This window comes from Aquimarina algiphila (assembly GCF_007489275.1).
Lineage (GTDB): Bacteria > Bacteroidota > Bacteroidia > Flavobacteriales > Flavobacteriaceae > Aquimarina > Aquimarina algiphila.
The window spans coordinates 76,352-99,253 of record NZ_VLNR01000012.1 but is presented as its reverse complement, the minus strand read 5'-3'; the positions used below and the strand labels follow the sequence as shown (position 1 = coordinate 99,253).

Annotated in this window: 19 protein-coding genes; 5 read left to right on the top strand and 14 right to left on the bottom strand. The window is 33.0% G+C overall.

The window, feature by feature from the left end:
• Positions 1-85 precede the first annotated feature (85 nt).
• Positions 86-1,441 (bottom strand): polysaccharide lyase 6 family protein, encoded by a 1,356-nt coding sequence (locus tag FOF46_RS08100; protein ID WP_143916107.1) that lies wholly within the window; start codon positions 1,439-1,441, stop codon positions 86-88.
• A gap of 352 nt (positions 1,442-1,793) precedes the next feature.
• Between FOF46_RS08100 and FOF46_RS08095 the strand changes: the two genes are divergently transcribed.
• Positions 1,794-2,156, top strand: coding sequence for a hypothetical protein (locus FOF46_RS08095; protein WP_109436547.1), 363 nt, complete (start codon positions 1,794-1,796; stop codon positions 2,154-2,156).
• Positions 2,157-2,165: 9 nt separating this feature from the next.
• On the opposite strand, the gene FOF46_RS08090 is transcribed toward FOF46_RS08095, so the two are convergent.
• The 13 genes from FOF46_RS08090 to FOF46_RS08030 all read right to left on the bottom strand — a co-directional run bounded on the left by FOF46_RS08090 (position 2,166) and on the right by FOF46_RS08030 (position 15,143).
• Complete coding sequence (locus FOF46_RS08090) at positions 2,166-3,059, bottom strand: hydroxypyruvate isomerase family protein (protein WP_143916106.1); 894 nt, start codon at positions 3,057-3,059, stop codon at positions 2,166-2,168.
• Between the two features lie 70 nt (positions 3,060-3,129).
• Positions 3,130-4,020, bottom strand: coding sequence for a carbohydrate kinase family protein (locus FOF46_RS08085; RefSeq protein ID WP_143916105.1), 891 nt, complete (start codon positions 4,018-4,020; stop codon positions 3,130-3,132).
• A gap of 192 nt (positions 4,021-4,212) precedes the next feature.
• Complete coding sequence (gene argH / locus FOF46_RS08080; protein WP_143916104.1) at positions 4,213-5,490, bottom strand: argininosuccinate lyase; 1,278 nt, start codon at positions 5,488-5,490, stop codon at positions 4,213-4,215.
• Positions 5,491-5,596: 106 nt separating this feature from the next.
• On the bottom strand, positions 5,597-6,661 hold the full coding sequence (locus FOF46_RS08075) for a M20 family metallo-hydrolase (protein ID WP_143916103.1): 1,065 nt from the start codon (positions 6,659-6,661) through the stop codon (positions 5,597-5,599).
• 3 nt (positions 6,662-6,664) lie between these two features.
• Positions 6,665-7,447, bottom strand: coding sequence for an acetylglutamate kinase (gene argB / locus FOF46_RS08070; protein ID WP_143916102.1), 783 nt, complete (start codon positions 7,445-7,447; stop codon positions 6,665-6,667).
• Positions 7,448-7,493: 46 nt separating this feature from the next.
• On the bottom strand, positions 7,494-8,441 hold the full coding sequence (locus tag FOF46_RS08065; RefSeq protein WP_143916101.1) for an N-acetylornithine carbamoyltransferase: 948 nt from the start codon (positions 8,439-8,441) through the stop codon (positions 7,494-7,496).
• A complete protein-coding gene (proB, locus tag FOF46_RS08060; RefSeq protein ID WP_109436541.1) occupies positions 8,434-9,222 on the bottom strand; it encodes a glutamate 5-kinase in 789 nt (262 codons plus the stop codon). Before proB ends, FOF46_RS08065 begins: the two co-directional genes overlap by 8 nt.
• The gene (locus tag FOF46_RS08055) at positions 9,206-10,405 is read right to left on the bottom strand and encodes a glutamate-5-semialdehyde dehydrogenase (protein ID WP_109436540.1); all 1,200 of its coding nucleotides are present in this window, start codon (positions 10,403-10,405) and stop codon (positions 9,206-9,208) included. The genes proB and FOF46_RS08055 overlap by 17 nt, the downstream gene beginning before the upstream one ends.
• On the bottom strand, positions 10,402-11,547 hold the full coding sequence (locus FOF46_RS08050) for an aspartate aminotransferase family protein (RefSeq protein ID WP_143916100.1): 1,146 nt from the start codon (positions 11,545-11,547) through the stop codon (positions 10,402-10,404). The genes FOF46_RS08055 and FOF46_RS08050 overlap by 4 nt, the downstream gene beginning before the upstream one ends.
• Before the next feature lie 5 nt (positions 11,548-11,552).
• Positions 11,553-12,347, bottom strand: a complete 795-nt coding sequence (proC, locus tag FOF46_RS08045) for a pyrroline-5-carboxylate reductase (protein WP_143916099.1) — start codon at positions 12,345-12,347, stop codon at positions 11,553-11,555.
• 2 nt (positions 12,348-12,349) lie between these two features.
• Positions 12,350-13,327: an N-acetyl-gamma-glutamyl-phosphate reductase gene (argC, locus tag FOF46_RS08040; RefSeq protein WP_143916098.1), complete on the bottom strand. Its 978-nt coding sequence runs from the start codon at positions 13,325-13,327 to the stop codon at positions 12,350-12,352.
• Positions 13,324-14,514: an argininosuccinate synthase gene (locus FOF46_RS08035; protein WP_109436536.1), complete on the bottom strand. Its 1,191-nt coding sequence runs from the start codon at positions 14,512-14,514 to the stop codon at positions 13,324-13,326. Before FOF46_RS08035 ends, argC begins: the two co-directional genes overlap by 4 nt.
• Positions 14,502-15,143 (bottom strand): GNAT family N-acetyltransferase, encoded by a 642-nt coding sequence (locus tag FOF46_RS08030; protein WP_143916097.1) that lies wholly within the window; start codon positions 15,141-15,143, stop codon positions 14,502-14,504. Before FOF46_RS08030 ends, FOF46_RS08035 begins: the two co-directional genes overlap by 13 nt.
• A gap of 719 nt (positions 15,144-15,862) precedes the next feature.
• On the opposite strand from FOF46_RS08030, the gene FOF46_RS08025 reads away from it, so the two are divergent.
• The 4 genes from FOF46_RS08025 (at position 15,863) to FOF46_RS08010 (ending at position 22,884) form a co-directional block, all read left to right on the top strand.
• Positions 15,863-17,140 (top strand): polysaccharide lyase family 7 protein, encoded by a 1,278-nt coding sequence (locus FOF46_RS08025; protein ID WP_143916096.1) that lies wholly within the window; start codon positions 15,863-15,865, stop codon positions 17,138-17,140.
• Between the two features lie 166 nt (positions 17,141-17,306).
• Complete coding sequence (locus FOF46_RS08020) at positions 17,307-18,023, top strand: FadR/GntR family transcriptional regulator (RefSeq protein ID WP_109436698.1); 717 nt, start codon at positions 17,307-17,309, stop codon at positions 18,021-18,023.
• A 245-nt stretch (positions 18,024-18,268) separates the two neighbouring features.
• Positions 18,269-20,605, top strand: a complete 2,337-nt coding sequence (locus tag FOF46_RS08015; protein WP_143916095.1) for a polysaccharide lyase 6 family protein — start codon at positions 18,269-18,271, stop codon at positions 20,603-20,605.
• Between the two features lie 2 nt (positions 20,606-20,607).
• A complete protein-coding gene (locus tag FOF46_RS08010; RefSeq protein WP_143916094.1) occupies positions 20,608-22,884 on the top strand; it encodes a heparinase II/III domain-containing protein in 2,277 nt (758 codons plus the stop codon).
• Positions 22,885-22,902: the final 18 nt, after the last annotated feature.

Sequence of the window (22,902 nt, the reverse complement as noted above, 5' to 3'; positions counted from 1 at the left end):
CTGGCCTGGGTTGTCCTTCTATATCTTCATCAATATTTAAGCCCGCAATAGCACAACTAATGGTTGGTGAAGAATCTGTAGACCTTCATACAGTACCGTCAAAGGTTAAACCTGGGTTTATTTCATTAACCTGATTAGCGGCAAATGTTGATCCATCACTAGTAAGATTTGCGCTACCTGTTGGATACATAATATTATTAAAGAATTTTACTTCTCCTCCCTGGTCATTACCATTGATATAACTAATCATACTATTTGTTGATCCAGTCACAATATTATTGGCAATAGTAATATCTTTTAACTTTACATTATAAGGGTTTCTTCCTGGTTTATCATAACCAATCTCAATACCATATGTATTATTTACGAGAGTGTTGTATGCGATAGTGACACGCTCTGCTCTAAAATGTTTAGTAAGATTTGTACTGTTTCCATCTATCGCATCCCCTTGGGTTAATGCAATTGGAGCATTCCAAATAGTTCCTTTTAACCCTTCCATATAGTTATTTACAATAACATGATCGGTACCATATATACGTATCCCTCCAGTATGTATTGTGGATGATTCAAAAGTTCCATTAGGTTTATTATCTCCAAAGAAATAATTCCCTTCTGCTCTGTTTCTATTACCATGTCTAAATGATAATGTTCCATAACTTTTTCTAAAAGTATTATGTCTAATAATGTTATCACATGATTTTACAGACACTATTTCTGGGTCCCCATCACAATCTTCGAATAAATTGTGTTCTACAATAGTAAATCCGCTAGATTTTGACATTTGACTCCAACCAATACGTATAGATTCTTGTTCATTTTTAGCTCTTGGTGAATTGTTCTTAAAATAATTATGATCTATTCTATCATACTGGGATTGTCTAGAATCACTTTCATCCTGATTACTCGTCCCATCTATAGTAATATAATGTCCGGGAGTTGTCTTATTTTGAAAAATATTATGATCTATCCTATTATGGTGGCTTGTATGTTGAAAAGTATAGTCATTATAAATACCACCAATAAAAACCCATTTTATAGGTACAGTAGTTTTTAATTCGAAAACATTTCTCGTTATTCGAATATTATTAGATCCTTCGAGTTTTACAAGCGTATTTTCGCCTTCACAATCAAAAACAAACCCTTCTAAAACAATATGTTCACACCGTTTTAAAGAAAAAACCGATTCTTTGGTAAATGTTACTCCACCTATCGTTTCGGCTTTGATAATAATTGGATTTCCCGGAGTTCCTTTTGCATCAGAAAAACGCGCTTCGAAGTCTCTATATGTTCCATTCGGAATTATAAAAACTGAACCCGCAGAAGCAGAATTAACCAGGTCTCTAAGTTCTTTATCATCACTTACAGTAGTTTGTGCATAAGTACTAAGATAACAACATGTACATAAAAAAAGTAATAGTTTGGAATACGTAAAAGTTTTCATTTTGAAGATTGAATTTGTGTAAAATCAGTTAAAATTAAATTGGTTGACCAATTTAATTCTTATAAAGATAAAACATTATATCAACTAGAAAGGCAAAATGTTAAAAAAATAAACAATTTCTAAAACAAACAGCCATATATTGAATAATTGATATTAATCTATTTTTATTTACTTCATAATACTATTCGATTTATTGATCCTGTATCACTTACATAAACTGGGTTGTATATCCGAAAAAGCAATAAAACAATCTATATACTTATGATAACAAAGAAAATTATGACCTTGATTCGTTTGTGATAAATCATAATTTTTTATTAGATTTCAACTCCAAAATAAGAAACTAGCCTCCATGAGTAATAATAGACAATCTACCAAATATGCTATTTATGCAGTTGCTGTTTTATCGGCTGCTCTAATTAACGGGTTCATTTTAAAATATGTAAAGAGACATATTGATCAACAAGGGTATCTTCTTGTTCTGATAGACATGTTAGTTGTCGTACTAATTTTTGCGCCCGCTTTTGCTTTGGTAACGAGTTATGCAAAAAAATTGTCAAAAGTGTATTTAAAAACTTCCAAAAAACTATCGAGTAGAAATAATGGAATGTTGCTTGGCTTTATTGTCGCCATAATTATTCTATTTATTCTTTATGCTAACCTTAGGCATAACATCAATGTTATTAATGACTTAAAAGCATTAATTTCAGGATAATATATTCTTTTAGACATCACAAATCATAATTCCTTCTTGTAGAGCACTTAATTTATCATCATAAGTCGGGATAAATTCCTGAGCTACATACCCTTTAAAACCAGTGGTTAATACAGCTTGCATTATGGCTGGGTAATTAAGTTCCTGACTCCTATTAATCTCATGGCGGCCAGGTACTCCACCCGTATGATAATGTGCAATATATTCAGTATACTTTCTTATCGTTGCAATAATATCGCCCTCCATAATTTGCATATGATAGATATCGTAGAGTAATTTAAAATTAGATGACCCTATTTTATCAACTAAACCAACTCCCCATGGAGTCAAATCACATTGATAATCTTTATGGTCCACTTTGCTATTTAGCAATTCCATAATAAGGGTAACATTATTTTTTTCGGCATGTTTAACTAACACATCCAAACCTTTAGCACACTGTTCCCAACCCTCTTCATCAGAAATACCATTTCGATTACCAGAGAAAACGATAACTTGTTTTATACCTGCATTAGAAGCTTCTGAAATTAGGGTAAGATATTGTTTTTGTAGTGCTTCATGATTTTTAGGGTCATTAAAGCCGTCTGTTATACTTGCAAATGTATCAGTTGCCAGAGAACATTCTAATCCAGCCTCTCTTACTATTTTCCATTCATCCGGCTTTAATAAATCAATTGCCTTAAGTCCCATTTCCTTTCCTTTTCTTGCAAATTCCTGTAAAGGAATATCTTGGTAACACCACCTGCATGCCGAATGATTTATGTTTCCTTTTAAATCTTCTTGAATGTTAGTTTTTTGGTCTTCTACACAATTTGCAACTATTGATCCGCTTAACCCTATAGCCCCAATACTTAGTGATATATTTTTAACTGCTTGTCTACGATTGATTTTATCTCTTGCCATGACTAAAAGAATGATGATATGATCTTATTAAAGATAATAATTTATAATAATAAATATTCTGATTATTGATTTAATACTTTACTTGGCTTCTAACAAAATTTCTGATTTCACTGGTGCTAAAAACAGGATTAGCTCCTTCTCTAGCTGCTACCATAGCACCTACAGCACATGCATTATCAATCGCCACCTGAGGGGTTTCTTGCTGAAGTAGTCCCGAAATTAAAGTAGCCAAAAAAGAATCCCCGGCACCTACGGTATCTACAACTTTTATTTTATATCCTTCATTATGGTAAAATGTGCCTTTATACCATAATATTGCTCCTTTTCCTCCTTTGGTTATACAAATTTGATCTGTATCACAATGTTTTACAACAGCTTTGATTTTATTTTCAATAGATTTCTCTTCGATTTTGAATATCGTACAAATTTCATCCAATTCCTCATCATTGAGTTTTATGAAATCCGTATTTTTCATTAATTCCAATAATAATTCAGCATCATAATGCGGAGGTCTGAGATTAACATCCAAAATCTTAAATTTAGCTTTGTCTAGAGCTCTTAGCAATGTAGCTCTTGATGTTTCATTTCTACTTGCTAAACTGCCAAAAATAATAGCATCAGATTGCGCTACTACTTGTATAACCTCTTCTGTATATTCAATAAAGTCCCAAGCCACAGGGTGGTTAATGTTGTAAGTAGCTGTGTTTTCTTCATCCAGAGTTACTTCAACCTCTCCTGTTTTGTATTGATGATCAATCTGAAATGTATCTAATGGTAATTGTCTTTCTGCAACATACTTCATGATGTCCTTACCCAAATCATCATCTCCAACTCTTGAAACAACACAGGAATCTATACCCATAGATTTTAATCGTAAGGCTACATTAAGAGGAGCTCCTCCTATTTTTTTATGCTTTGGAAAAATATCCCAAAGTACTTCTCCAAAACAAGTGATTTTCATTAGATATTGGTTTTAATTTATATATCTGCCTGCTCTTTTTAATATACTTATTATGAAATTTTGGATAATTAATACGACTGATTATACACAATGTATTATTCGTGTATATTGAAAACAACCCTCAGTGGTTAACAACTCCTCTGAGGGTCTAGGCCGAAGCGATAAAATTAAACTAACTCAACTTACACTCAATTAAACTTGCTTCAGCTTCTCTTCAATTTTATTCAGACACAGGTTATTAATACTACCTATGTGACTATGTTTTGTATTCTTTTCTGGTTTATAATCTCCATTTTCGATATCTAAACCGATTTTCACATATGCGTCTCTAAATGACATTCCCTGCATTACCAATTCATTTAATGTATCTACACTAAAAAGGTAGTCATATTTATTATCATTAAGAATATTTTTATTTAAAGTAACATTTTTTAATGCATATATCGCCATTTCTAAAGAAGCTTTTAAATCCTGGATAGCAGGCACAACTCCTTCTTTAAGTAACTGTAAATCGCGGTGATATCCGCTAGGTAAATTGTTTGTCAATAGACTTAACTCATATGGTAATGCTTGAATTTTATTGCATTTCCCTCTAATCAATTCGAAAACATCAGGATTCTTTTTATGAGGCATAATACTAGATCCTGTAGTAAATTCTGAAGGTATACTCATAAAATCAAAATTCTGACTCATATACAAACATACATCCATTGCCAACTTTGATAAAGTTCCTGCAACACTGCTCATTGCAAAAGCAGTTGATTTCTCTGATTTACCTCTACTCATTTGAGCAGCTACTACATTATACTTTAATGTTTCGAATTCTAGTTCTTTGGTTGTGAACTCTCTATCTATAGGAAATGAGCTACCATATCCTGCCGCACTACCCAGCGGGTTTTGATCGACCACTTTGAGAGCAGCGTTCACAAAATGAAGATCATCTATAAAACTTTCTGCATATGCAGAAAACCATAACCCAAAAGAAGATGGCATTGCGATCTGTAAATGTGTGTATCCTGGTAAAAGAACATCCTTATATTTTTCTGCTGTGGTTAGCAGGTTAGACGATAATTCTTTGACTTGTGATTTAATTTGTAGCAATTCATCCTTTAAATACAAATGCATTGCTACTAAAACCTGATCATTACGTGATCTTGCCGTATGGATTCGTTTACCAGCATCTCCTATTCTTTTGGTTAGTTCAAACTCTATCTTAGAATGAACATCCTCAAACTGATCTTCTATTAGAAACACACCCTCTTCTATCTCCTTTGCAAGTACATCTAACTCTTTCTCTATCCCAGCAATATCATCATCAGAGAGTAAACCTATTTTATGCAACATTTTGGCGTGTACCAATGTAGCTCTTACATCATATTTGGCGATTACCAAATCTAGTTGTCTATCGTTACCTACGGTAAACATATCTATTTTCTGGTCTGTTGGTAATCCTTTATCCCAAAGCTTCATAACATTATTATAATTTTTATTCCTTAATGCATTTCCAATACATATTGAAGCTACATTTTAAATTATTATTTTAAATTTAACAAATTAAGTATAGAATCATAATTTTCTATACAATTCCTTCTAAAATCTTTATATATAGTTCTACTCCTTCTTTAATCTCATTCACGTAAATAAATTCATTAGCAGAATGCGATCGTGTTGAATCTCCCGGCCCTAGTTTTAAAGATGGGCAGCTTAATACTGATTGATCTGATAATGTTGGTGATCCATATGTTGTTCTTCCTAGTGCTATGCCTGATTCTACCACTGGATGATCTACAGGTATCGATGAAGATCCTAGATGTAATGATCTTGGACGAACCTCAACCTGTTCTGGCATTGCCCGTTTTACCAGTTCCAAAATCTCTTCATTTTTATACTTATCATTTACTCTGATATCCACTACCAGATCACAACTCGCTGGTACTACATTATGTTGATTTCCTGCATTTATTTGTGTTACAGTCATCTTTACTTTTCCCAAAGCTTCTGAATTTTTATCAAATACATAGGTTTCAAACCATTGTATAACCTGCAAGGCATTATAAATAGCATTATCGTCATTTGGATGTGCAGCATGACTTGCAGTTCCTTTTACTGATACATCTAAAACCAATAATCCTTTTTCTGCGACTGCCAATTGCATCAAAGTAGGTTCTCCTACAATCCCAAATTCTACATTCTTTAGATATTTTAATACGCTTTTTAATCCCAATGGTCCGCTGCTCTCTTCTTCTGCTGAGGCCACGATCACAAAATTGTATTTTAAACCATCCTTCTTATAAAAGTAAGTAAATGTGGCTAGTAATGACACCAAACATCCACCAGCATCATTACTCCCTAATCCATATAATTTTCCATCTTCTACAAAAGCCTTAAAAGGGTCATTAGTATAATTTCCATTAGGTTTTACCGTATCATGATGTGAGTTTAATAAAATAGTAGGCTTTGATTCATCAAAATGAGCATTATAAGCCCAGATATTATTATTCTCTCTTTCGAAAGGAATATCATTTTTGACAAACCAATGTTCTATCAACTTAGCCGTCTTATCCTCTTCTGAAGAAAAAGATGGGGTTTCTATTAGGTTATGCAAAAGCTCTATTGCCTGATTTGTTAGTTGTTCTACCATTGTTTATAGACTCAAAGTCGTATGTTTAGTTGTATTATCTTTTATAAAATCTGCATTTGCTATATGTACCTTACTCACTTTCTTTTGTAATGCTTCAAAACAGTTTTGAAGTTTAGGCAACATACCATCTGCAATCACCTGAGCATCCCGTAATTCGTTATATTTTTCTAAGTTTATATGTTCGATTACAGAATCTTTATCTTTTATATTTTCTAGAACACCCTTTAATTCAAAGCAATAAAACAATGAAACTTCATAATGAGGGCTCATCGCAGAAGCAATTTCAGATGCTATTGTATCAGCATTTGTATTAAACAATTGTCCATTTGAATCATGTGTTACTGCACAAAAAACTGGAGTTATTTTTTGATTCAAAAAGCCTTTTATTATTGTATCATTCACTTCTACTACATCTCCAACATACCCGTAATCTATAAACTGAACAGGTCTTTTCTCTGCTCTAATCACATTAGCATCTGCTCCTGTTAATCCCATAGCATTACAGTTATACTTTTGTAATCCTGAAACAATTCTTTTATTTAACAATCCAGCATATGTCATCACAACAATATCTAAGTTTTCTGCTGATGTAATTCTTCGTCCATCAATCATTTCTGTCTTTACTCCAAGCTTAGCAGCAAGTTGTGTCGCTGACTTCCCTCCTCCATGAATCAGAATCTTAGGTTCTTTTATCTTTGAAAAATTCTCTAGAAAGGATTGCAAAGCAACCTCATCTTCTATTATATTTCCACCAATTTTGGCAACCAATAACTTCTGTTTTTCCATATCTACCTTTTTAAGTTTTTGCAAAAAATGCAAAGACTTAAAGTTTTCAATTATTTTGTAAAATCTTCTTTAACACCAATTGTGCTGCATATGTTCTATTGTTTGCTTGTTCAATAACAATAGAATTCTCACTGTCGATGACATCATCATCAACAACAACATTCCTTCTTACAGGTAAACAGTGCATAAATTTAGCATCATTGGTCAGGTTCATCTTCTCTTGAGAAATTTTCCATGAAGGATCATCTGTCAATGTTTTACCATAATCCTCATAAGCGCTCCAATTCTTGACATAAACAAAATCTGCATCTTTTAGTGCATTCTCTTGATTGTAATCAATGGGCACCTCTTTAGTAATCTGACTGGCTAACTCAAATCCCACAGGATGGGTAATTACAAAATTTGCGTCCATTCTTTGCATCATCTCTACAAAAGAATTAGCAACTGCCTGTGGTAAGGCTTTTGGATGCGGTGCCCATGATAGTACAACTTTGGGTTTATCTATTTTTTTATGTTCTGTTATCGTTATTGCATCTGTTAATGCTTGTAATGGATGCCCTGTAGCGCTTTCCATATTAATTACAGGAATAGAGGCATATTGTATAAAACTTTTAAGGACCTTCTCGCTATAGTCATCTTCTCTATTTTCTAACTTTGCAAAGGCCCGTATTGCCAATACATCACAGTATTGAGAAACTACTTGTGCTGCTTCTTTAACATGTTCTGAACTACCCTGATCCATAACAGTACCATCACCATACTCTAAAGACCATCCTTCTCCTGTAAAGTTCATAACAATTACATTCATCCCCAGGTTTAAAGCTGCTTTTTGTGTACTCAAACGCGTACGAAGACTAGGATTAAAAAACAAAAGTCCAATAGTTTTATCCACTCCCAAAGTTTTATTCGACATTGGAGTTTTCTTCATTTCTATAGCTTCACTTACCCAATCAGGTAGTGAATCTATATCTTCTATAGAAAAGTAATTATTCATTATATACTGCTTTAACTATTTTGGTAAATAAAGTTTTATTTTGGATTGCATTGATTACAAAATTATCTTTCAATCCATTGATAACCCAAGTTTCTATATCTGCATTTTGAGCTATTCTTGCTGCTTCTATTTTCGATTTCATACCTCCCGTACCATGACTAGAAATCTCTGCAACAATTTCATTTTCTAACATCTCAATATCATTTACTTCATCAATTGTTTGATAAGTATTATTTTCTACCGATTCTTTAGTGCATATTCCATTCGTATTTGTTGCAATAACCAACAGATCTGCATTAAGTAAAGAAGCTGTCAATGCGGCTAGTTTATCATTATCACCAAATTGAATCTCATCGGTGGCTACAGTATCATTCTCATTAATGATCGGGATATAATTATTGGCAACTAATACATTAATTGTATTTATAATATTCTTTTTGGATTGCTCTCTTTCAAAATCTGAATAGGACAACAAACATTGAGAGGTTAGCAATCCAAGATCCCTAAAGCTTTCCTGAAATATTCGCATTAAATGTGGTTGCCCTATAGACGCTAAGGCTTGTTTTACGTCTATTGCTACTCCATTACTCTCCAGGTTTACAAATTGTTTGGCTACAGCAATTGCTCCAGAACTCACAATAACAAATTCATATGTATCCTGAAGTGCCACTATTTGTCGACCTATATCTTCAATCTTTCCTCTAGAAATATGATCTGTTCCTTTGGTTAAGACATTTGATCCTACCTTGAGTACAATTCTTTTTTTATCTCGTCTGCCCATCTCCATGTATATACCATTTATTAGTTACCAAATGTTGTAAACCGATCGGGCCTCTTTGATGTAATTTATCTGTACTTATAGCTAGTTCTCCTCCAAGGCCTAATTGGAAACCATCGGTGAATCGAGTAGATGCATTATGATATACGGCTGCACAATCGACTGAAGACATAAATACTTCTGCCGCAGATTTATCCTTGGTGATTATAGCTGCAGAGTGTCCCCCACTAAATCTATTGATTTTGGAAATTGCTTCGGGAATGTTTTCGGTCTCTCCAATAACAATTTTGTAATCCAAAAATTCTTCAAACCAAACTGTATTTTTTTGTATTGGCTTTACTTCTTCATATTGAGATAGAGATTCATCCCCTAAAATTTCTACATTATATCCATGAAGTGTTGCAATAAGGTTTTTTACAAAATCTTCTTTATTAGGAAGATTTTTATCTATTAAAACTTTATCTACAGCATTACAGGCAGAAATCTTATCTGTTTTTCCATTAATGATATTATCCAACGCTAATGCTTTATCGGCTTCTTTGTGTACATATACAAAGTTATTACCTCTACCACTTACAATGACCGGGCAGGATGCATGAGCTTTTACAAATTCAATTAATTTTTCTCCCCCGCGAGGAACAATTAAATCTACTTTTTGCGTTGGTTTTTCTAGAAATACCTGTGTTTTCTGTCTATCATAATTCAAATATTCGACCCAATCTGTTGTAATATCATTTTCTAAAAGTGCCTGGTGCCAAAGTTTTACAATAGCCAGATTAGAATGTAATGATTCTTTTCCTCCTTTAAGTAATATTTTATTACCAGATTTGAAAGCAATTCCAGCTGCTTCTATAGTCACATCAGGTCTAGATTCATAGATAATCAATACCGTCCCAAAAGAAGCAGTTTTATTAAATATTTCCATCCCGTTATCATGATGAAACCTAAATCGCTCTACACCCACTGGGTCCTCCTGACCTGCCAATTGTTGAAGCGAGGTAATCATACCGTCAATTTTATGCTCATCAACCTTAAGTCGGTCTCTCATCGCCAGATCATTACCAGAATATCCGTCCATATCTCTAATATTCGCCTGAATAATCGATGTTCTATTTTGATCTACAAGAATTGCCATTTTCTCTAAAACCAAATTTCTTTGTGATATGTTTAATGTTATACTACTCATAACCCAACTTTTTCTTCAACCAAAACATTGTGTAAAGCTTTAATGAATTGGTCAATTTCTTTTCTACCTATAGTTAATGGAGGAAGTATTCTTAATAGTTTTTTATTCATTGCTCCTCCTGTAAAAATATGTTCATCATAGATCATTTTTTTTCTCAGTTCACTAACTTCAAAATCGAACTCTAATCCCAGCATCAATCCTTTTCCTTTTACTTTTTGTAATCCCGGAATCTGCTGTACTTGTGATAAGAAATATTCTCCGGTTAACCTGGTATTATCTATTAGGTTTTCGGTTTCGATTACTTCTAGAACTGATAATGCTGCAATACAAGCGAGATGATTCCCTCCAAAAGTAGTTCCTAACATTCCGTAGTTTGGTTCTATATGTGGTGCGATCATAATTCCTCCTATAGGAAAACCATTTCCCATACCTTTTGCTATAGAAATAATATCAGGAGTAATCCCATGGTATTGATGCGCAAAGAATTTTCCACTTCGTCCAAATCCGGATTGGACTTCATCTAAAATCAAAACCGCTCCAAATTCATGACATAAAGTTTCTAATGCTGTGAAGAATTCTGTTGTCCCTTCATCTAATCCTCCCACTCCTTGAATAGGTTCAACAATAACAGCACAAACATCACCTTTTTCTAATTCAGTCTTTACCAACTCAATTTCGTTTAACGGTAAAAAGGTGACGTCTTGCTGAGCATTTAAGGGCGAAATAATTTTAGTATTATCTGTTGTTGCAACTGCTGCTGAAGTTCTTCCGTGAAAACCATTATTAAAAGCAATAACTCTTGATTTTCCTGTATAAAAAGAGGCTAATTTCAGCGCATTTTCATTTGCTTCTGCTCCAGAATTACAAAGAAATAACTGATACTCGTCGTATCCAGACAACTCCCCTAGTTTTTTTGCTAATCTTGATTGCAAACTATTTTGAACTGCATTAGAATAAAAGCCTATTTTTTCTATTTGTTCTTTAAGTTTTTTTACATAATGAGGGTGAGAATGCCCAACCGAAATGACGGCGTGACCCCCATACATATCTAAGTACTCAATTCCGTTTTTATCGACTACGATACAGTCATAAGCATTAATTGGTTCTACATCATAAAGGGGATATACATCAAATAGTTTCATCTTCTTTATTTTATGGTATTAATTTTCTCATAAGAAGCCATTACTCCTTTTATTACAGAGGAACTTAACCCCTGGTGCTCCATTTCATTTAACCCTTCTATTGTACACCCTTGAGGTGTTGTCACTTTATCGATCTCTCGCTCGGGGTGAGTACCATTTTCTGCTACTAATGTTGCTGCTCCTATAGCAGTTTGTACTGCTATAATTTGCGCTTCATGAGGATGGAATCCCATTTGAATTCCTCCTTGGATCATAGCTCTTAGAAACCTTAAAAAGAATGCAATACCGCTCGCTCCTAAAACTGTTGCAGCCTGCATTAATCGTTCTTCGATAATTAAGGTTTCTCCTATAGTATCAAACATTTTTTTCACTATCTCTAATTCTTCTTTTACATCATCATTTGCTGCAATACATGTCATAGAAAGTTTCTTTGCTGCACCAGTATTTGGCATAACCCTAACTACTTTATTGCTTGGAACAATCTCATTAATTTCTGTAATAGATGTCCCTGTTACAGTCGAAATCAATATTTGGTCAGTAGTCACTATATCTTTGATTTTTTCTAATACCGCATCTAATTGCCTAGGTTGTACACAAAGAATTACCCATTTCACATTTTCTATAGACTCCGCTATATTTTGTGAAGTTGATACTCCTAATTTATCTTCAACTTCTTTTAGGTTATATATGGACTTATCAACTACGGTAATATTCTTAGCTTCAAACAAATCGCTACCCGCTAATCCTGATATGATTGATTTACCTAAATTTCCGCCTCCTATGATCGTTATTTTATTCATCTTTAAAATGCGCTTGCTTTTAATTCTAATCCTGTTTTTTCTTCTAATCCAAACATCAAATTCATGTTATGAATAGCCTGTCCAGAAGCTCCTTTTATCAAATTATCAATCACTGATGTAATCAATAACATTCCATCTTTCTTGCATACATGCAGAATACATTTATTTGTATTTACCACTTGTTTTAAATGAATCTCTTCATCAGAAATTACCGTGAATTTTGCGTCAGAATAAAATGATTTATACAGTGTTTTAGCATCGGATTCACTTCCATCATATCTTGTATATATTGTGGCATAAATCCCTTTACTGAAATTCCCTCTATTCGGAATAAAAAATAAAGGAAAGTCAAAATCGGTTTGCAACTGCTTCAGACTTTGCTCAATCTCATCCAGATGCTGATGAGTAAACACTTTATAGCTAGAGAAATTATTATCTCTCCAACTAAAATGGGTTGTTCCTCCTGGCATTACTCCTGCCCCTGTGCTCCCAGTGGTAGCATTTATATGTACCGCATCAGTAAGTTTCCCCTCAGAAACCAAAGGAAGTAATGCCAACTGGATAGCCGTAGCAAAACATCCTGGATTAGCAATATTCTTTGAAGATTTAATCTTTTCCTTTTGTAACTCAGGTAAGCCATACACAAAATCTCTTCCTAAGAATTGTTTATCTTTTGTTAATCTAAAGTCATTACCCAGATCAATCACTTTTGTGGTTGAAGAAAATGTATGTGTTTCTAAAAATGATCTAGACCTTCCGTGACCAAGGCATAAAAACAATACGTCTACATCTGGATGTATTGTATCTGTAAATTCCAGATCTAATTCTCCAATCAAATCAGGATGTTGTTTATAAATTGAAAGACCTGCATTGGTTGTACTATATACAAAGTCTAATTTCACCTCAGGATGATGCACCAATAATCTTAGTAATTCTCCTGCTGTATATCCTGATCCTCCTATAATCCCTACCTGTATCATAATTCATTTGGATTTACATTATGATATATTTTATTGGCATTACCATAAATTTTGATAAAACCTTTGGCATCATCAGACGTCCATGAATTATTCATTTCTCCATATTGCCCAAAATCTGATTTCATCATATCATAATCAGATTCTATACCCTCTAAAATAAAGTGATAAGGTTTTAACTTCACCTTTACATCTCCTGTTACTGATTTTTGAGCATCTTCCATAAATACTTCAATATTTCTCATCACAGGATCCAAATAATTCCCTTCATGCAATAACATTCCATACCAATTAGCCAATTGTTCTTTCCAATACTGTTGCCATTTGGTTAATACATGTTTTTCTAATAAATGATGCGCTTTTATAATAATCATTGGTGCAGCGGCTTCAAACCCAACCCTTCCTTTAATTCCAATTATAGTATCACCGACATGGATATCTCTTCCGATAGCAAATGCACTTGCTAACTCTTCCAGTTTTTGAATATTTTTTACGGGAGTATCTTGTACTCCATCAAGCCCGGTAAGTTCGCCTTTTTCAAAATGAAGGGTAATTGTTTCTTCTTTTTCCTTTTTTAATTGGCTTGGATATGCTGTATCAGGTAATGCACTATGAGATGTTAATGTTTCTTTTCCTCCTACACTAGTCCCCCATATTCCTTTGTTAATAGAGTATTGTGCCTTTTCCCAGCTATAGTGCACTCCATGTTTTTCCAGATAGGTTACTTCTTCTTGTCTAGAAAGTTTTAGATCTCTTATCGGAGTAATAATTTCAATCTCTGGAGCTAATGTTTGAAAAATTACATCAAATCTGATTTGATCATTTCCTGCTCCTGTACTTCCGTGAGCAATGTATTTTGCTCCTACCTTTTTTGCATAGTTAATTACTTCTATAGCCTGAAAAATTCGTTCAGCACTAACTGACAAAGGATAGGTGTTATTTTTTAATACATTTCCAAAAATCAAATACTTAATTGCTTTATTATAAAAATCATCCAATATTGTTTTATTAACATGATCCTTACTACCTAGCTCGTATGCTCTCTTTTCGGTTTCTTCTAATTCTTTTTCTGAAAAACCTCCTGTATTTACCAAGATGGTATGTACTTCAAGATTTTTCTCATGAATAAGGTATTTTACGCAGTATGAAGTATCTAAACCTCCGCTATATGCTAATACTACTTTTTCCATACTAATAATTGTTTATTATTTTCAAGCATAGATTGCTTGATTTTTTTTAATCTTTTTAATACTTTTTTATTGAACCATTTTTCTTTTTTCTTAACTTTTTGTGTAGGATCGTATAGCATTCCTGTACATAAGCACATTTTGTGATCCTTAGATGTTAAAATTTCAAAATTGGTACATGTTTTACACCCGGCCCAAAACTTTGGATCATCTGTCAGTTCTGAAAATGTAACAGGTTTATAACCTAAGTCTGAATTTATCTTCATTACTGCCAGTCCTGTAGTAATTCCAAACACCTTTGCTGTTGGGTATTTATTTAAAGAATGATGAAATGTAAACTCTTTGATTTTTTTAGCTAACCCTCTATTTCTAAAATCAGGATGAACTATTAACCCAGAATGTGCTACATATTTTTCATGTCCCCAAACCTCGATATAGCAAAATCCAGCAAATTGGTCTCCGGATAATGCTATAATTGCATTACCATTTTGCATTTTGGTTTGCACATACTCTGGCGTACGTCTAGCAATACCTGTCCCTCTGACTTTGGCAGATTCTGATATTACTTCACATATTTCTTGTGCGTATCTAAGATGGCTTTCGCCAGCAATTATGATATCTACTTTTTTCATAAACGAATTACGCTTATTAAAGAAGCTTTGAAATTGAATACTAGTTGATTGTTTTGAATCCGGATAAAACTGAAGTAACCATGAAGTTATATCTCCCAAAAAAATAAATATACTTATAAAAGTAATTCTTAGAATTTGGATTTCATTAAATGGATTCGATGTTTATAGGGGAAGTAGGACGCACCTGCTTCAGAAGAAAATTAGACCCCCAAGGGGCGACGAAAGCGGCGTACAGGAATAATTGTATTATCTAATGTGTTCAATAACTGAACTCTAACTTCTGTAAAAATGTAATTTGCCGTTTTCATAATAGTAACTCTAAATCGTCGGCCGTAGCCCCTTTCGTTAACTAGATAGTGCAATAATACATAAAAACTAAATATCGATTGCAAAACAATTCACAAAATTTAATAAAAATGTCATTTTGATAAAATTACGCCTCTTGATTTAGAGATTTGATAAATATTTTTCTTGATTTATAAAAAGTAAGGCTTACTTAGCAATAGCTATATATCATTTCTACAAATCCCTATGTATACTATAAAATTCAAAAAGCATACTTCTTACCATACTTTACCTAAACTTTGTAATTCTTATTTTTTTAACAATAAAAATGATAAATATATTATTTTAATTAGTTTTTTTTAAGAATTTATCTTAAATTGGTCAACCAAATTGGTTGACCAATTTTATCAACACATAAATTCAACAACAAAACGATGAAAACTACTAAATTATTTTGCCATCTCTTGGCAATTGTATCTATTGGATTGTTATCCAATTGTACTACCGAAACAGAATCTTTAGACGATCCTAGTCTAATTGAACAACAGAACACCTTAAAGGCATTAACTGAATTATCAGTTTCATCTGTCTCTGCAAATGGAGATGACGGTAATGTTCCTGCCAATACTTTAGATGGAAATTTGAACACCAGATGGTCTTCAAATGGAGCAACAGGAAAATACATCACTTACGATTTAGGTTCTTCAAAGAAAATCTCTAGTGTAAAATTAGCCTGGTATAAGGGGAATCAACGAAAAGCATTTTTTAAAATTAGGGTTGGAAACTCTACTTCAAGTCTATCTACTGTTGTCGATAAAAAATCAAGTGGAAGTAGTGGATCCACAACTCAACTAGAAACCTATAATTTTAGCGAAGTAAGCGCCCGATATGTTCGTATATCTTGTTTTGGCAACTCTAGCAATAGTTGGAATAGTCTCACAGAAACCGAAATTTATGGTAATACTGACGGTGGCAACCCTCCACCTCCACCATCAGGAAATACGCCATACGATCTTCTTGGTCTTCAAAATTGGAAATTGAATGGCTTATCAGGATCTCCATCTAATAATGATTATGTAGATGCAATCCCAAACTTAAGTAATTATACTAATAACAATTGGTTTTTTGTAGAAAACAATTGGGCAATATTTCAGGTATGGGCAGGTAGCGACACATCTTCTGGTTCTGGCAATCCAAGAATGGAACTTAGAGAATTAACCGCTAATGGTAACAACAATATTTTCTGGGATGGTACAACCAGCAAAGAACATAGAATGAAATGGAAGGTTAGAGTGGACCGTTTACCCAGTTCTGGAAAAGTTTGTTTTGGACAAATTCATGATAAAACTGATTTTTTTGATGATGTAGTTAGAGTACAATGTCAAGGAAGTGCCAACCAAACCAGCGGAAGTGTAAAATTAAGAATTAATGGTTATGTAACCGAAGAACTCGAAGGCGGTGGTAAAACTGTAGGCAATTTTAACTTAGGAGAAGAACTGTATTTCGAATTAACATATAAAAATAGTATAGTAAAACTATATGAACTAAATAGTAGTGGTAATCGAGTAAATACCATATTCACTTCTCAGAGCGCGCCAGCCAAACAAAATTACTTTAAAGCAGGAAATTATTTGCAATCCATGAAAGGAAAAAGCTATAAAAGTTCTGACTATGGTAGGGTAGCAATCAATAAGTTAGAGGTGTTTCATTAATACCTAAAAAAGTACACATCGTAAACAAAGCTATCCAGTGATTTTCTGAATAGCTTTGTTTTTTTAGAAAAATCCAGTCTTTTTAGATTTATATTAATAATTTTAGTGTTACGTTTTTGAAAATATGTTTAAAAACATATTCATCAATCAGCTAATTAAAATTGATATGAAGTTAAATGGACTAGAAAAGATTGAAAAATTACCAGAAGACAAAGAAAATGTCGAAGAGGTAATTATTTCTAAAATCAGGGAACTTATTGTTTCTAAACATTTAGAACCTGGAGACAGGCTTCCCGCAGAAAGAGACCTCGCTGAACGATTTGGTGTAAGCCGTAATCAATTGCGACAAGCTATTCAAAAATTAGAATTTTATGGACTTGTCAAAAAATATCCTCAGAGTGGTACTCGTATTTCAAACATTGGAGTAACCGCATTAAACGGAATGATGTCAGATATCTTGCAACTACAAAATCCTGATTTCAAATCTTTGGTAGAAACCCGAATAATTTTAGAAAAAAACGCAGTACGTCTAGCCGCTACCAGAAGGACAGAATCACAAATTCACCAAATAAAAAAAGCGCATGAAGCGTATAGTGAAAAAGCGATACAAGGACTTGATGCCATAGAAGAAGATCTAATGTTTCATATAAAATTAGCTGAAGCAAGTAATAATAGCGTGATCAATTCTCTAATGCTTATTATAACTCCCGAAATTATTGCTCATTTTGTAAAAAATAAAATATGCGATAAGGAGGAGAATTTTCTTTTGATTAAAGAGCATCAGGCTATAGTAGATGCTATTGAAGAAAAAAATGCGGATAAAGCAGTTGCCAGTTTAAATGACCACTTTAAAGAACTTTACAAGTATTGTAATAAACAGTAGTTCACTCTTATTCATTCAAAAAAACATTAATTGAAGCAGGTTTTTATAAAAACCTAAACTTCATAATATCATCATGCTGTTTATTCATTATTATGTAATAGACAATTTTATTGGATTTTCTTTAAAGAAAATGTATAGTCTTAAAAGGTTTTTTAAAGATTTCTTTAAAAAATAGAGATACTTTCTTTGAATATTAATTTATATGTTTATTTTTGGTTAACCAAACTGGTAAACCAAATTCATTCATGGAAAGAAAAGTATTTTATCTTATACTTATTTTAATTTCGTTATACTCTTGTAATAATCAAACGAAAAAAGAATACGTTAGCACAATTGAAACTATTGATGCCTTTAACGAAGCGGTTAAAGCTGCACAACCAGGAGATTCTATAATATTAGCTAAAGGCATATGGAAAGATGCCGAACTATTATTCGAAGCTAAAGGAACCAAAGAGTTACCAATTACATTGACGGTAGAAGAAAAAGGAGCTACAACATTTGAAGGAGCTTCTTATTTACGTATCGCAGGAGAACACCTTATAGTTAGTGGCTTAGTATTTAAAAATGGCTTTACCCCTACTTCTGAGGTTATTTCTTTCAAAAAGGACAAAGATAACTTTGCTTCAAATTGTCGATTAACAGAATGTGTAATCGATAATTATAGTAATCCAGAACGAAGAGAACAAGATTATTGGATTGGTATTTATGGAAAAAACAATCGCATTGATCACAACCATATCGAAGGAAAAAGCAACCTTGGAGTTACAATGGCTGTCCGCTTAAATTCAGAACAATTTATTGAAAACCATCATCAAATTGATCATAATTATTTTGGTCCCAGACAAACTTTAGGATCAAATGGAGGTGAAACATTAAGAATAGGAACAAGTCACCATTCTTTAAGCAATTCAAATACTATTGTAGAACATAATTATTTTGATCGCTGCAGTGGTGAATTAGAAATAATCTCAAGTAAATCATGTCAAAACACTTATCGCAATAATGTGTTTTTTGAATGCAGAGGAACTTTAACCATGCGCCATGGTAATGAAACTAATGTAAATAATAATGTATTTATTGGAAATGGTGTCCCAAGCACTGGGGGAATACGTGTAATTAACGGAAAACAAACCGTAGAAAACAACTATGCTATTGGACTCACAGGGTATCGTTTTGGTGGAGCATTGGTGGTTATGAACGGAGTACCAAATTCTCCTTTAAATCGGTATTTTCAGGTTACTGATGCAAAAATCAAAAATAATACATTCATCAACTGTGATTATATTCAATTATGTGCTGGTAGTGATGCAGAGAGAAGCGCAACTCCGATAAACTCAGTCATGGAAAATAACATTTTTTACAACCCAGAAAAGAATGATACATTCACAGTTTATGATGATATTAATGGAATTCGTTTTAACAATAATATCATAAGCCCAAATACAAAACCTATTACTGACAAAGGATTTATTCAACAAAAATTAGAGTTATCAAATAATACTGCCGGATTATTAGTTCCTTCGCAAAAAGACCTTACTGCCGGTGCTGTAATCAAAGGAGAAATCCCTACTAAAGAAAGTACAGGAACTTCCTGGTATCCCAAAATAGATAAAGTAGCAGAGTTTAATTCTGGTAAAAACATTCAAGTATCTCCTGGGATCAATACACTATTTGATGCCATAAAAAATTCTGCTCCCGGAGACATCATAGAACTTACTTCTCCTAATGAATATTTAGTTACAAAAACCATTGATATCAATCACCCTGTCACAGTAAAATCTGCTTCAGGAAAATCGATAATTACTTTTGAGAAAAAATCACTTTTTGACATTTTAAACGGAGGGAGTCTTCAATTAAAAAATTTGATCTTTGATGGAAAAGAAGCTCCGGACTATTCTGGTAATTCTGTAATAAGAACAAGTAAATATTCTATGAACAAGAATTACAAATTGATTGTAGATAATTGTGATTTTAAAAACCTAAACATTAATCATTCTTATGATGTGGTAAAGGTTTCTAAAAACACAATGGCAGATATAATTCGAATTGAAAATTCAACTTTTAACAATATATCAGGTAATGTACTTTCATTAGATAAAGAAATTGGAGAAAACGGAATCTTTAATGCTGAATTTGTAGTCTTAAAAAACAATATCTTCTCTAACATAGACGGGGCAATACTTAATCTTGTAAGAGACGGACGAGATGAGAGTACTTTTGGACCTTTTCTGACCTTCGATCATAATATTGTTGACAATGTAGGTAACGGGAAAAGAAATAAAAACAAGAAAGCTATCTCTTTAATCGGAGTCCAAAATGCTAACATTAAGAATAGCATCTTTAATAACAGTAAAGGAATTCAAATACATTTGGTCGTAGGTGGACCAATAGCAAAAGTACATCACACAAACTTTTTTAATTCAGAAAAAGTTACTGTTACAGGTGATCAGAAATACGAGGTTAGCTCTATTTGGTCTTTAGATCCAAAATTTGAAAATGACACCACATACAAATTGGAAGAAAATTCAAGTCTTAAAGAAAAAGCAGATGATGGACAAAATCTTGGCGTCATTAATAAATAGGTATGCAAAAATTAATCCCACACTTGTCAATAAGAATTTTACAACAGTTTTTTGTTGTCTTCGCTATCATGTTCTGTTTGCATGGTTATGCTCAAGAACATCATCCAAATCTTATTTTAACAAAAAAAGGAGTAACCGATATTCGAAAACACTTAGGGCAAATCCCTATTTTTGATCAAACATTAGCTGCCACCAAAAAAGAAGTTGATGCAGAAATCGCTTCAGGTATTCACGTCCCTATTCCCAAAGACATGGCAGGGGGTTATACTCATGACAGGCATAAAAAAAATTGGTTAATACTCCAAAAAGCAGGTATCCTTTATCAGCTTCTTGAAGATGAAAAATATGCTATTTACGTACATGATGTCCTTAAAGCCTATGCAGCAATGTATCCTACACTTCCACTGCACCCTCAGACAAGATCATATGCTCGAGGGAAAATATTTTGGCAATGTTTAAATGACGCTAATTGGTTGGTCTATGTAAGTCAGGCTTATGATTGCATCTATACATATTTATCAAAACAAGAACGTGAATATTTAGAGAAAAATTTATTCGTACCATATGCAAATTTCCTTTCAGAAGGGAGTCCTCAATTTTTTAATCGCATCCACAACCATAGTACCTGGGGAAATGTAGCCGTTGGTATGATTGGTCTTGTAATGAATAATGAAAAACTAATTAATAATGCTTTATATGGATTAAAGAGTGACAACATTGATCCTAACCAAAAAGATAACGACGGTGGTTTTATTAAAGCTAAAGGTCAAAAAACAGGGTTTTTAGCAAATTTAGATGAACCCTTTTCTCCAGATGGATATTATACAGAAGGTCCCTATTATCAACGTTATGCCATGTATCCTTTTATGGTATTTGCAGAAGCATTACAAAATGTAAAGCCAGAATTAAAAATTTTCGAATATAAAGATGGTGTATTAATAAAAGCAGTGTATGCATTACTAAATTTAACCAAAACCAATGGTGAATTCTTCCCACTAAATGATGGTCAAAAAGGAATGTCATATTATTCTAGAGAGCTAGTATCCGCAGTAGATATTGCATATCATTTTGGCGGAAACGATGCCTCATTATTAAGTATTGCTAAAAAACAAAACAAAGTTCAATTAGATGACACTGGTCTTGCTATTGCTTTAGGAATCCAACAAGGAAAAACGACTGAGTTTATAAAAAAATCAATAGAACTCAGAGATGGTTCTGATGGTTCAGAAGGTAGTGTGGGGATTTTACGCTCAAAGGATCAACATTTAGAATTACTCATGAAATATACTGCGCAAGGTCTAAGTCATGGTCATTATGACAAATTATCTTTTTCCTATTACAACAAAGACACAGAAATATTTCAGGATTATGGTCTGGCAAGGTTTGTAAATATTGAACAAAAAAATGGAGGAGGATATCTAAAGGAAAATAAAACATGGGCTAAGCAAACTATTGCTCATAATACTATTATTCAAGATGAAACATCTCACTTTGGAGGTAAATTTGAAATAGGCAGTAAACATCATTCAGAAAAGTATCTTTTTGATAGTTCAAATCCAAAATTACAAGTGGTAAGTGCAAAAGATCAAAACGCCTATCCAGATACAAAATTACATAGGACTATGATTATGCTGGAGGATGAAGATTTTGAAAAGCCAATACTCATTGATGTTATGCAGTTTGACTCTAACACAATACATCAATTTGATCTACCCTTTTACTACAATGGACAAATTATAGATACAAATTTTGAATATATCACCCCAAGTAGCCTTGAAGTATTGGGAAATAAAAATGGATATCAACATTTATGGTTAGAAGGAAAAAAAGAATTTCAAAATGATGAAACCACTCAAGTCACCTGGTTATCAAAAAACACATTTTATACATTATCCACTATAATCAAGGCAAAAGATGAATTTTTATTTGCCAGAATTGGTGCCAATGATCCTAAATTTAATCTACGTAGAGACCCTTCTTTTATTGTAAGAAAACCTAAAACTAAAAACGGAGCTTTTATTAGTGTTATCGAAACGCATGGTCTATATGACCCTGTTACTGAAATAGCAAATAATGCATATAGTAATATTAAAGGAATTACTAAATTTTCAATTCAAAATGAAAAATACATAGCCTGGGCGATCATTACCAAAAAAGGGAACACACACACCTTTATTTTATGCACTTCTGACACAAATAAAAAGAGCACACATAATTTGAGTCTAAATGGTAAAACCTATACATGGTCTGGCCCCTACTCATATACTAAAGAAAATTAATTTTTACATCTTAATAAT